This window comes from Affinundibacterium macrobrachii, from assembly GCF_014652415.1.
GTDB lineage: Bacteria > Pseudomonadota > Gammaproteobacteria > Burkholderiales > Burkholderiaceae_D > Undibacterium > Undibacterium macrobrachii.
The window spans coordinates 210,096-222,384 of the sequence record NZ_BMYT01000002.1 but is presented as its reverse complement, the minus strand read 5'-3'; the positions used below and the strand labels follow the sequence as shown (position 1 = coordinate 222,384).

The 12,289-nt window shown below is 45.8% G+C and carries 13 protein-coding genes; 5 read left to right on the top strand and 8 right to left on the bottom strand.

Annotation, left to right across the window (positions count from 1 at the left end; all coding sequences use genetic code 11):
* Positions 1–113: 113 nt before the first annotated feature.
* On the top strand, positions 114–962 hold the full coding sequence (locus tag IE103_RS06765; RefSeq protein ID WP_189345287.1) for an REP-associated tyrosine transposase: 849 nt from the start codon (positions 114–116) through the stop codon (positions 960–962).
* 51 nt (positions 963–1,013) lie between these two features.
* On the opposite strand, the gene IE103_RS18655 is transcribed toward IE103_RS06765, so the two are convergent.
* The 3 genes from IE103_RS18655 to IE103_RS06750 form a co-directional block, all read right to left on the bottom strand.
* A complete protein-coding gene (locus tag IE103_RS18655; RefSeq protein ID WP_189345286.1) occupies positions 1,014–1,547 on the bottom strand; it encodes a DUF695 domain-containing protein in 534 nt (177 codons plus the stop codon).
* 62 nt (positions 1,548–1,609) lie between these two features.
* Positions 1,610–2,101 carry a DUF4411 family protein gene (locus IE103_RS06755; RefSeq protein WP_189345285.1) on the bottom strand — a complete coding sequence of 164 codons (492 nt, stop codon included), beginning with the start codon at positions 2,099–2,101 and terminating at the stop codon, positions 1,610–1,612.
* A complete protein-coding gene (locus tag IE103_RS06750) occupies positions 2,098–3,234 on the bottom strand; it encodes an ImmA/IrrE family metallo-endopeptidase (RefSeq protein WP_189345284.1) in 1,137 nt (378 codons plus the stop codon). The genes IE103_RS06755 and IE103_RS06750 overlap by 4 nt, the downstream gene beginning before the upstream one ends.
* 179 nt (positions 3,235–3,413) lie before the next feature.
* On the opposite strand from IE103_RS06750, the gene IE103_RS06745 reads away from it, so the two are divergent.
* From IE103_RS06745 to IE103_RS06735, 3 genes are all read left to right on the top strand, one after another.
* Complete coding sequence (locus IE103_RS06745) at positions 3,414–3,641, top strand: transposase (protein ID WP_189345283.1); 228 nt, start codon at positions 3,414–3,416, stop codon at positions 3,639–3,641.
* 90 nt (positions 3,642–3,731) lie between these two features.
* Entirely contained in the window at positions 3,732–4,019 is a 288-nt protein-coding gene (locus IE103_RS06740) for a helix-turn-helix domain-containing protein (RefSeq protein WP_189345282.1), read from the top strand.
* Positions 4,020–4,305: 286 nt separating this feature from the next.
* Entirely contained in the window at positions 4,306–5,160 is an 855-nt protein-coding gene (locus IE103_RS06735; RefSeq protein WP_189345281.1) for a class I SAM-dependent methyltransferase, read from the top strand.
* A 357-nt stretch (positions 5,161–5,517) separates the two neighbouring features.
* Here IE103_RS06735 and IE103_RS06730 read toward each other — a convergent pair whose 3' ends face one another.
* A complete protein-coding gene (locus tag IE103_RS06730; protein WP_189345280.1) occupies positions 5,518–6,570 on the bottom strand; it encodes a hypothetical protein in 1,053 nt (350 codons plus the stop codon).
* Between the two features lie 251 nt (positions 6,571–6,821).
* Here IE103_RS06730 and IE103_RS06725 point away from each other — a divergent pair, with 251 nt between their 5' ends.
* A complete protein-coding gene (locus IE103_RS06725) occupies positions 6,822–7,367 on the top strand; it encodes a hypothetical protein (protein WP_189345279.1) in 546 nt (181 codons plus the stop codon).
* Positions 7,368–7,469: 102 nt separating this feature from the next.
* Here IE103_RS06725 and IE103_RS06720 read toward each other — a convergent pair whose 3' ends face one another.
* The 4 genes from IE103_RS06720 to IE103_RS06705 form a co-directional block, all read right to left on the bottom strand.
* Positions 7,470–8,441, bottom strand: coding sequence for a dihydrodipicolinate synthase family protein (locus tag IE103_RS06720; RefSeq protein WP_229827151.1), 972 nt, complete (start codon positions 8,439–8,441; stop codon positions 7,470–7,472).
* 586 nt (positions 8,442–9,027) lie between these two features.
* Positions 9,028–10,224 (bottom strand): acyltransferase family protein, encoded by a 1,197-nt coding sequence (locus IE103_RS06715; RefSeq protein WP_189345278.1) that lies wholly within the window; start codon positions 10,222–10,224, stop codon positions 9,028–9,030.
* A 129-nt stretch (positions 10,225–10,353) separates the two neighbouring features.
* Positions 10,354–11,094, bottom strand: a complete 741-nt coding sequence (locus IE103_RS06710) for a LytR/AlgR family response regulator transcription factor (protein WP_189345277.1) — start codon at positions 11,092–11,094, stop codon at positions 10,354–10,356.
* The gene (locus IE103_RS06705; RefSeq protein ID WP_229827150.1) at positions 11,082–12,134 is read right to left on the bottom strand and encodes a sensor histidine kinase; all 1,053 of its coding nucleotides are present in this window, start codon (positions 12,132–12,134) and stop codon (positions 11,082–11,084) included. The genes IE103_RS06710 and IE103_RS06705 overlap by 13 nt, the downstream gene beginning before the upstream one ends.
* Between the last annotated feature and the right edge of the window lie 155 nt (positions 12,135–12,289).

The window sequence follows — 12,289 nt, the reverse complement described above, 5'->3', positions numbered from 1 at the left end:
CCAACGGCATACGCTATTGGAGGGAGGCGGCTAGATGATTATCAGGCCTTACATTTGACATTCCTCTTTCACCATCCGAGACTCTACCGTAATTAAACCGACGGGAAATTGAAATGGCGAGACCCTTACGCATAGAGTATGCAGGTGCTTTGTACCACGTCACCGCCCGCGGGAATGCACGAGCGAATATTTATGCCAATGACGATGATCGACAGCGGTTTTTATCGCTGTTGAAAATCGCGGTGGATCGCTATGATTGGTATTGCCACGCTTACTGTCTGATGGACAATCACTACCACCTGTTGATTGAAACCAACCGCGCAAGTTTGTCTGACGGTATGAAATTGCTTAATGGTTCTTATACCCAGTATGTCAATCGGCAGTATCAACGCGTCGGCCATGTTTTTCAGGGGCGATTTAAAGCTATTTTGGTGCAGAAAGAATCCTACCTGCTTGAGTTGGCGCGCTATATTGCTTTAAATCCGGTACGTGCTGGCATGGTTCGAAGCGCTAAAGATTGGCCGTGGAGCAGTTATCGCGCTACCGCAGGCATGGCAGAAGGTGCTGCGTGCTTAACGACCGATTGGGTTCTGGGTGGATTTGCCAAGACCAAACATATCGCTCAGCAGCGCTATCGTGAATTTGTACAGCAGGGCAAAGGACAACCGTCTCCTTGGCAGAGCTTGAAGAATCAAATTTACCTCGGTGACGACGATTTTGTACTCGATGTGCAATGCAAGCTCGATCCCGAACAATCACTCAAAGACATCCCCAAAAAACAAAAACAAGCCCCGATCAAACCATTGGATTACTTTGTGAATTTGGAAAACACGCGAAATGAAAATATGGCACTGGCCTACTTAAGCGGGCACTACACGCTTGAGCAAGTAGGTACTCATTTCGGGGTAAGTTACGCGACGGTTAGTCGGGCTGTGAGACAGAAAGAGCGTGGTGTTGATTGATTGTTGAATGTCAAATGTAAGGCTTGAACCCCAATTCATAACTCGAAGGTTCTAAAGGCTAGATATCTTCTTATACGAGAATGATCTAAGAGTTCTCTGCATATCTTTTACTATTTTCCATTCTGGATCGTGCATTTTTTCTGTTCGAAACACTGGCGAGAATTGATCATGCAATGCGTTTACTTTCTTCGATACACTGATCGCTTCTCCTGTCTGTATCCATACAGCACTGGGGTTCTTCGTCATAACAAGCCATTGTGAAAGACCATTCGACGCTAAATGAAGGAGAAGAAAAGAGTCGGGATCTTTTTTGAATCTCTCGTCGAGAGTATTGCTTACAGCACTGATCAATTTTTGTTCGTCTTTTGTGGGCAGCCGAAATGTACCCTCGTCGTCGTATGCCCACTGAAATGAGAGAAATCCCTCGAAACCTTCTTTGTTTGAGGGAATACTTAGAATGTTTCGATGTGTAATCGAAAACGGGTCACTACTGGAGTAATCCGTGAAGTTAATCCATTCTTCGCAGTTCCGTAGTTCTTCAATGGAAATTGGTAAGCGCAATATTTTGAGCAATTTTTTAAACATGAATGCTAAGGATGTTGTGAAGAAATCGACTCTCAATCAAAGGGGGCAGCATCAATCAAAAACTAAACAGACAACACAAACCGCGCCTTTAATTCCCGCAGAAACTGAAACGTATTCACGCAAGGCACGTCGAATTGTTGGCAGATATTTGGTACTTTGACTTTCTTCGTATTAGCGGCTGCAAAAGCTTCGTGCGTCACGATAGTTGCGCCTATCGTTTTTGCTTTTGCAATAATCCACGGATCAGCTTTCGCTAGAAAGTTATCTCGATTCCCAGGGTTGTAATCGCCTGCTACTACGGTTTGTGCGATATGTGCAAACACAGATTGTGTAGCCACATCGTCATTCGCTAAGAAATGTGCAGGGCGTTCTTTCACCCAACTAGCTAATTCGTCGTTACCATCTTTGAGTTCTTTGGCGATCATGTGGATACTAGCGACCACACCAAATTGAAATTGTTGATCTAACCAATCCCAGTATGCGGGACAAATATCCATACCGTAGTATTGGTTCTTCGCCTGTATATAAGTGTTGGCGTCTAACAAGTATCTCAAAGGCCTAGCTCCTTAGCGAAATGAGCGATTTTGTGTGGTTTGATACCACCTAACAAGGCACTTGCCTCGCGTAATAAAAGCTGTCCGCTGAGTGCCTCGGTCACCACTGCCTTGGAGAATGCTGTGCTGATTTGTGCTTTCTTCATTGTGTAATACGAAGGGCCGTTAGCTTCTTTATTTTTATGCGCTTTGACTTTTGCGCTGATAAAAAATCCGTATTCTTCTTGAGAGATGAAGCCCAAAGTCAACGCACGTCGCGCGAGTACCCAAGTGCTTACATGGAAACGCGCTTCGAGTGCTGGGAGATTGGCTTGCCAATTTTCTAGTTGATCAATCCATAGGCTACGAAACTCTTGCTCTGGTACTAGCAACTCTGCGGCAACTGCATTACATAAAATTTCTTCTTGCCTTTGAGTTTGCGTACTGCCATCAGACAATCCAGATTGCCCTATCCAGATGTGACAGAGCTCATGGATCAAAGTAAATAAACGTGCGCCCATCGCATCGGCGTGATTGACAAAAATCATCGGTGCCAATTCATCTACGATGGCGAAGCCACGGAATTCTTCGACTTTAAGTGGTCGAGTAAAATGACCTAGATGCGCTTGACGCATGACTAAAATCCCTAGGGATTCTATGCGTTTCACAAGGTCACGGTAATAATCTTCCCAATTACCACGTTGAGGATGCTCACCGATGTTTAAGTGTTTCCGCATATCTTGAACGATGGTTGTAACGCCGTCACTTACACTAAAGCGACCGACGATAGTATTAGCCTCAGACAAATGTTGTTTCAAATAGTCTTTGTACCATTCCTGACGTTGCAACATTAATTTGACCAAATCTAATAGCTCGGCACTTGGGCGCTGTACGCCTTGACCATCGATTGTGCGTAAATCAGGAATAGGTAGCTCATCTTCTGGCGGGGTAGATAGGAATAAATAGCCAAAAGGGATGTAAGCCTTTTCGGCGTAGTGCATAGCCTGACTAAAAGTTAGCGCAGTCTCGCCCGATTCCCAAGCCAATAAACGATCTTCGTCCACATGACACTTTTGAGCAAAATCAGACAAAGCGATGCCAGAACGCGTACGCGCCCAGCTGAGCATTTGTGTATTGATATTTGCCGTAGACATAAACTTCTTGTGTGTGTGTTGAAGTGATGATTGTAAATCGAAATAGGACTGCTTATTTTTTAGCTTTTCGAATTTTATAGGTAATGGCCATTAATTAAATTATAGAAAATAAAAAAACTACATAAACGTGTAAATTTGAAACAAAAGTTTGTCTTATATGACTGCGCTAACCTAAGCAGATGGCGAGACTATTGCGCATAGAGTATGCAGGTGCCTTGTACCACGTCACCGCCCGCGGCAATGCACGCGCGAATATTTATGCGAATGACGATGATAGCCAGCGGTTTTTATCGCTGTTGAAAATCGCGGTGGATCGCTATGATTGGTATTGCCACGCTTACTGTCTGATGGACAATCACTACCACCTGTTGATTGAAACAAACCGCGCAAGTTTGTCTGACGACTGATTGCGTTCAGTGTGGATTTGCCAAGACCACGCATATCGCACAGCAGCGCTATCGTGAATTTGTACAGCAGGGCAAAGGACAGCCTTCTCTTTGGCAGAGCCTGAAGAACCAATTTATCTCGGTGACGATGATTTTGTACTCGATATGCAATGCAAGCTCGATCCCGAACAATCACTCAAAGATATCCCCAAAAAACAAAAACAAGCCCCGATCAAACCATTGGATTACTTCGTCAATTTGGGAAATACGCGAAACGAAAATATGGCACTGGCCTACTTAAGCGGGCACTACACGTTTGAGCAAATAGGTAGTCATTTTGGGGAAAGTTATGCGACGGTTAGTCGGGCAGTGAGACAGAAAGAACGTGGTGTTGATTGACTGCTGAATGTTAAGTGGAAGACCCGACCCCGTTCATTCGTTCTTCTTTGCCCAGATTATTCCAAAAATACTGTAGGTTATTGCAGCGGTGCATTGGTTCGCATTAACGGTGGGAGGTGCCAGTGACAGCTTCAAGAGATTAGGCTTTTTTAGTGCATCAGAAATCAAAATATGGGTCGTCCCGACCACTTGTTTTATTATTGTTGGTTAATGCTGGATACTTCAGAAATAAACGCTATTTTGACAATCTAAATGTATTATCTTCCAAATAACTGAGGCGATTGCGATGACGGAAAGCAACTTTAACGAAACTATTTACCTGTCTATGAACGAAGATGTGCGACTTGGCGTGGAGCGCGGCTACTTCCGCTCCGGTCTAGAGCATTACGAATTATATGGTAAAAGAGAAGGACGCAAGTTGGTGCGCTTTGATCCGAACAGCCATTCGATTCAGGACTATACCCGGCTGGTACGCACGCTGATTGATGGCCACCCAGACAACCTTGATTTGGCGATGGCCAAGGCGGTCGGTTCCTCCACGTTGGAGAGTTTTCGTGACTTTGGTGACCGACAATACCATGTCCTGTGTCGCTTTGGTTTGCAAAACGGGCAAGCTATTTACGATCTTGCCTGCGGTTCTGGCCGTACCGCCTCCGCCCTGCTGCGGCATAGCTGGCATGGCGAATATCGAGGAGCGGACATCATCCCTGATTTGGTCAACTATGCCACTTCGTGTAATCCCGGGTTCCGCTTTTTTGTTCACCCCGATTATTCGATCCACGCCGATAACGATAGCCAAGATATGATTTATTCTTGGAGCTTGTTTACTCATTTACAGATTGAAGAAACCTTTCTGTACGCCAAGGATTGCTATCGCGCACTCAAACCCGGTGGCGTCTTTATATTTAGCTTTCTAACACTGCAAGAACCCAGTCATCGCCAGATTTTCTTGAATCATGTCACAGAACTCGAATATGGACAGCCACGAGTACACCTCGATGCCTTTTTGGATCAGGGCACAATCATCACGCTATTTACTCAAATGCTCAATTTCAAACACTTGACGTTTATTGATGCGAATGATCCATCCACCACACCGATCGGTAGTTTTGGACAGGCGTTGGCGGTGTTTACCAAATAACAGTTCGATAAGCAGTTTTAGACTGTTACCGTAACTAAATTGACGGGAGATTGAATCGGCGAGACCGTTGTGCAAGAGTATGCTGGCAGACATCCCCAAAAAACAAAAACAAGCCCCCCGTGAAGCCATTGGATTACTTTGCCAATCTGGGAAATACGCGAAACGAAAATATGGCACTGACATACTTAAGTGGACACTACACGCTTGAGCAAGTAGGTAGCCAATTTGGGGTAAGTTACGCGACGGTTAGTCGAGCTGTAAGACAGAAAGAGCGTGGTGTGGATTGATCGCTGAATGTCAAATGTAAGGCTTGACCTCAATTAACCAGGCTTTTTGTGATGCCCTTTCATTGATTTATTAATGCGTATCAGTCACTTTGGATTTTTCCTTGTGTTTTATTGTTTGCTTTTTCGAGTCTTCCCTTTTTGTTGAATTCGTGTCTTTCTGCTCCACTTTATTGGCATTATTAGAGCCCGCGAATTTGTCGCCCCATTGTTGAGAAAAGTCTGACCAAACCTTTGGTGTGACTTGGGTGCATTGCACTAACGCGAGTGCGGCGATAAGAATATTCACAAAAGTTAAGCGAAATTGAATTTTTTTATCTCGTGTTGCTTGTTGTTCGTTTCGCTCAATTCGAATCAACTCAGCTAATAACCGAAGCTGTTCTGTGACTTCTACAGCAAATTGAGTGACCATTTGTCGATCGCGAATCGCTCGAAAAAATGGGCCAACTTCATTCGTTGATTGTTTAATCGGCTCAGCAAAATAACAGGCGGTCATAAACTCCGACCATCGTTTGAGTTCTTTTTCCGCGTTTGTTCCGTTCTGTTTGACGGCATCACCCAGCCTTTCGATAACGTCATCTAAGACACTAAGGTAGGCATGGGCAAGACAGGAGACTCTCGATACCCGCGCGGGTCTTTGAAAATACTCTTCTTCGTTAAAGTTATAAATTTTCGTTGTGTCGATAATGGCGAACCCTAAGCCATCAGCAACGAACCGCAAGTTGTTCTGACTCTCGAAAGAACTGGCGGTGAGTGCATTGCTGTTCCGTAAGAACTGAGAGGCTTTGAGCCGCATCTCTTCCAATTCACCGTTCACCCAAATCTGCCCAGATTTACGTGAGCCCGCTTTGCTACCCGCATGTTTCCGTATAATCTCTTCAGCTTGTTCTTTTGTTGAAGCTTCTTCTGCAATAAAAGACACGATTGCCATAGTTCGCATTGCTTGCTTGATGCTTTTGAAAAATCGAATGATATGCACTTCGTGGTCGCTCGAGGTGGGTAGCTTACAAATATCCATATCGTCTTGAATCGATTTTCGAAAGACCTCACGATATGGAACGAATTCCGCATTTTTTGGAGGGTTCCAGTCTGTTAGCTCGTAGATGTGTGAAGTGTAGATTTTCATTGATAAAATAAATGGAATTTTAAAAAGAAAAATGTATCATATTTGAGCCCCGAACTTAAGTTAGTCAAAAGGTATCCGATTCGAAAAGCAACGTGCCAGCATGCGAAGACGTGAAAAAAGTTGAACGTCGTTTGAGTGCGGCAGATAAGAAGGTTCTGAAGAAGCCCGATGCCTTAGATTCGTGATTACGAATAGTTGGTCGATTTCTTGACTACGGGTGCAAATGGGCCCCCATTTGTTGGTGCTAAAAAATGACTAAAACAACGATGACGCTCACCAAAGAAATTTTATGCCGCCAATCAGCTGAATTGAGTTTAGGAAGCTTGCTACCAGAAACGATGCAAGTGAGTATTTCCTCCATGATGGATCAGGGATTTTTCTCTGATAATTGCTTGGATATTTTAAGCAATGCAGATCCCAGTCATGATGATGTCTATCCGACGTTTTTAGAAATGCTAGCCTACTGCGATATTCCTGTTTTTAGTGAAAGTGATGCTGTCAGGGTGCTGGCGGAATATTGCTTGATACCGATTGCCAATGGTGAAGTTGATCCAGCAAGTGGATTACATCAACTTATGGAGAGCGTAATTTGGAATTATGGTTTCCCTAACGATCAATCTTACGCATGCGATTCACATGGATTAGCGCTTCTGTATGGAATCTACTATGCATGCGATGATCTTGACCCAGTTCATGATGCGTCAAACAAACGATGGGAAGACCGAAACGACATGATTGTTATTCATGCCAAAGCTTGGATAAAAAAACATTCGCCAGTACGACGATCGATTGAATAAAAATAAAATCAGACAGAATTAGATAAAGACACGCCCCCGATTTAAGCATTCGGGGCCGGCTCTAGGTAGTGCGATTTTGCGTAGATCTTCAATTTGAGAGAATCAGTCCACCAAATCAAGAAGTTCCAGTCTTTGTTTTGCAAGAAGATATCTTGCGCGCACATCATCAATTTGCTGTTGCGTCAATTTCTTACCATAAGTACGCAGTCCACCTTCGACATCATTATGATGAATGCCCATCGCAAGCTTCAGATATTCCAACAGCAAAGGCTGCGCATCAAGATAGGAGATGGAATTGAGCGCTTGAGAAATTTTGTTTGCCTCAGCCCATTCGCCTTTTAAGACGTGCTCTTGCATCGTAATACTTGCTTTGGGGAAGATTGTCCCTACACCGGTAATGCCGCCGCATGCGCCAGCCAGTCCCGCATGCACCGTGACGGAATCAACGCCTGCCAAGACTTTTAAATCTTTGTTCTCTACAATCAGCGTTTCGATAATTGACACATCGAGCGTCGATATTTTAAGAGCGACGACTTCAGGTAGCGCAGACAGTTTTCTAAGCAGTTCGATTGACAGTGCATGATAACCGGCAGCATCAGGATTGTTATACGGCATGATGGTGACGCCAACTTTTTTTGCAGTGGCTGCTGCAAGTGCATAGTAGGCATACATTTCTTCTTCAGAGGGAGCTTCCTTCGTTTTTGGCGGCATGACCATGACGGTATTCACACCAACCGCTGCGAGTCCTTCAATGATAGTCGCGAGCTGCTCTTTGGTTTCTGCTGCGGCGCCACTGATCAACGGGACATCGTATTCTTTAGCAACGTCAGATAGGGATTTGAGTAACGCGAGACGTTGTTCGGGAGTTAGATAGCTGTTTTCACCGAGCGTACCAGAGGCGACTAACCCGCCAAATCTGCTGCCGCCCTTACCGTGCGCTTTTAACACCAATGCGGCTTGTCTTTTTGTCTCATCAAAGTCAATTTCAAGAGTGCCGGATTCTGACTCTTTTAGCCATGTGAACACCGCTGGCATCACCGTATATCGCCAATCTTTACTATTCGTTTCCATCATATTCCCTATTATTTTAGGACTCACGCAAAACAGACGCTAGCGTTGTTGTTGTCGCCTCGCCGAACAAATGTACTGTCTTCGGCGACACGCCTAGCTAGCGCAATTTTGCGTAAGCCCTACATTTAAAAACATTACATATAAATTCCACCAAATAGGTCATAACAGTTAAACACGTTCTGTAAAACTGGAGGCTTATTGGTTGCGCTATCACAGTGCTAAAGTTAAGGCTCTAAGCCCATCACATGTCAAAACTTGCTAAACATCGGTTGATCTTAGAGTGCATATTGTCTTTGCTATCGCGATCGTACTTTTAACTTTTAAATCAGCACAGCCGGAATAACAGACATCCACTCATCATATTTGCTTTCGCCTAAAAACATAGGAAATTCATGCAAAGCAATGAGCACATAAACTAAGTATACTGTTAATATATTAGCGCACATAGTTGAAATATTCAAGCCAATCGCCTGTTGATTGAAACAAACCCAGCAACTGTGTCTAATCGAATGAGATGTCGAAATGGCTCCAATACCCAATGTGTGGATGTTGAAGCCTGTTTATCCGACATGGTGGTGTTTGTTCTTTATTACTGAGGTGTAGTCGATTTCAGTGCCAAGACTTTGTCCGCACGCAAGCCAAACATGGGTTGTAGTACTGGCACGCGGCGCACCATTTCAAATACCGCAAAGCTGCTCGTAATCGTTAGTACGATTAACACTATCGCTTCAATACCCGGCGCTAACGAAGCTGGTTTAAGTACATAGGCGAATACCACGATGAAAGTCTGATGCAAAATATATAGCGGGAAAACCGCTTGCGTTAGATAGCGTCGTTTCGGGCTATCAAACTGAAGGTGCTTATGCGCGAAGCCACATGCTGCGCCAATCGCACTCCACTGGCATAGTGAGTAAATCAAGTGAAACAGCTTGCTCCAAAACGGAAACGGTGTGGCTGGCCATCTATCGTCAGGCCAAGCGTCGAAGACCAGCACCAAAGCCCAGCAAGCGAGTGCTGTGCCAAGCAAAGTCCACCGCGCGGCATCCAAGCGTTGCCAGAATTCAGTTTGGCGCGCTAACAAAGCACCGAGCAAAAACAAGCTAAATGAATTGGCATGATTAAACCAATCGTTGACTAAGTCGTGCGTCGTCGGAAACCGATTCGCTAATAAAATACGGATCAACGCAAGTAGCAGTGTCGGTAACACGATCAACTTCCAACCGTTTAGATGTTTAGCTAAGAAATTGCCGACTGACTCAAAATGCTTGCCAAGGCTGAGGGCGATTCCAGCCAATAATAAGGAGTAAATCCAAAGGTAAGGTACAAACCACAGATGGTTCCAAGTCGGAAGATCGAGGCAGCCATCCTTATCGCAAAAACCGTGATAAGCCTGTGGATACAGTTTCATAAAATCGAAGTAGTTTCCCTGATAGCCGACTTGCTCAACTGCTTCAACAAAGGCTTGAGGCGGCGTTACGACCAACATGCCGAAGACGAGTGGGATTAAGAGTCGCGCACTGCGTTGACGGATAAAACCACCAACGCTGAGTTTATTGAGCATCCAGCTCGATGCGACACCCGACACCAAGAACAATAAGCCGAGCCGCCACGGTGCAGAAAGCTTCATCAAGGGCTCAATCGCATTGCTAGCGTAGACACTCTTCACGTGCCAATCCCAGGTGACGTAATACATCCCCACGTGATAAAAAATAAGAACAAAAAAAGCGAAAATGCGTACCCAGTCCAGAAAGAACTGGCGGCTGCTGTCATGGTGATTTGTGTGCATGGTATGCGACCTGATAGTGATAACAGGATGCAGACTAATCGCGAATAAATGGAGACGCTAGCGAGATGGGGCGAATTGGATTATGGCTGGGGCGAGTTGGATTATCAGCGTATTTACTCGGTACAGAGTTTATAGCTTTTCCATCACCGAAGCGCGAAACTGGCGGCTACACGGAACCCGAGCGCCGCCACGCAAGACGAGTTCGCAATCGCCTTTTTCGAGTGCGACGACGGTTTCGATGTAATCGGTTTGTACCGCCGCACGCCGATGGCAGCGCACGAAAGCCTCGCCTAACTGTTCAAGTAATCCGGTCAAGGTTTGGCGCAGAAGTAGGTGGGCATCCAGCGTGTGCAAGATCACATAATTATCGGCGGTTTCTATCCATTGAATCTGTTCGACCTTAACCACTCTCGTCTTGCCGCGTTCACTCACTAAAAGCTGGCGGACTGGTAGACCTGATGCTGGGCTTGAACTTGTTGCTTTGGTTGCTGAGTTTTCTGTGGTTACTTTCTGTGCCAACATGCGTTCACGCACTCGCTCCAGCGCACGAAGCAGACGCCTTTGGTCGTAGGGCTTAAGCAGATAGTCAATCGCATTCGTATCAAAAGCACGAATGGCATATTGGTCGTAAGCGGTGACGAATACGATCAGTGGTGCAGGTGTGGGTAAAGAAGCCGCTAGCTCGATCCCGCTTACCTCTGGCATTTGAATATCAAGAAACACGACATCGGGTGTTTCTGCGGCGATCAGATCAAGTGCCTCGATGCCATCGCGCGCTTCGCTTATATTGAGAATATCCGACTCCTGTGCCAATAAGCGGCGCAGCTTGTCGCGTGCAGGCCTCTCGTCATCTACGATCAATACACGCATGGCAAACTCACTTCTGCTTGTACCCCAGCTGGTGACAATTGCATTAGGCTAAAGCTAGCGTGATCAAGATGCAGAGCTTCAAGCCGCGCCCGCAAATTGACGATGCCAATGCCGTTTCCACTTGGCCCTAAACTACCGCTATCGTCTTCCACCCTGAGCACTAATTGGCCTTGTAATAACGCGGCACTCACCTTGATGCGCGTCATGTGACGACGCGACTCCACCGTGTGCTTAAATACATTTTCAATCAATGGTTGCAAGCTCATCACCGGCACTTTACACGCCAAGCTTGCTTCATCGATGTCCCATTCGATTTCTACCCGATCAACAAAGCGCTCGGTCATTAAGGCCGCATAAGCCCGCGCCAGTCGCAGTTCGCTAGCGAGTGTTATTTCATACTGCTCACTCAAATCAAGACTGGCGCGCAACATATCCGCTAACTGCTGCAAAACGGCATCGGCGCGTGTCACATCCGTTTGCATGAGCGACGATATGGTGTTGAGCGCATTGAATAGAAAATGTGGCTGCATCTGCTGCGTGAGTCGGAACAGCTGTGCCTGTTTCAATAGCTGCTTGGCCTGTTCAGCACGTGCTCTCTCGTCCAACATTTTTTGAAACGACAATACGCCAAAGCGTGTGACGATGAAGATGGCAAAGAACAGCGCTACTTTGATCGACTCATATAAGAATAGCTGCGGCCAAGCTTGGTGCGTATAGGTTTCGCCCATCAGCGCATACACGCCATGGCGGATACCAAATGCCATCGGAACAAACAACAGTGAGTTGAATGGTATCCAAATCAATTGCAGTCGAAACCAAAGCCATGGGCTTGCCAGTAGATGATCATGCCGGCGCATTAAGTGCAATTGCACCAGCATCAAAAAGGTCGCCGATACCGCCGACGACAATTCCCATAGCACTGGCTGCCAAATCGCTGTCCCACCATCTCGAACAAAATCTTGCACCGCCGTGACGACCAGCAATGCCCAGAACAACAGCCAAGCGGCGATTACAATACGTGTGGTGCGGGTGATAGTCACGATGAAGGTGGAGAAGAAAAATCCTATTTTTACGTATTTGTGCAGCCTTGTCAGCAACTAAAGTGAAGTGGAGGCAAAGTCTTCGCGGTAGAAGCACAGAGGCGCACTTAGACTATGGCTTCACATTTCACATTCATCCACGAGCGCCCAACATT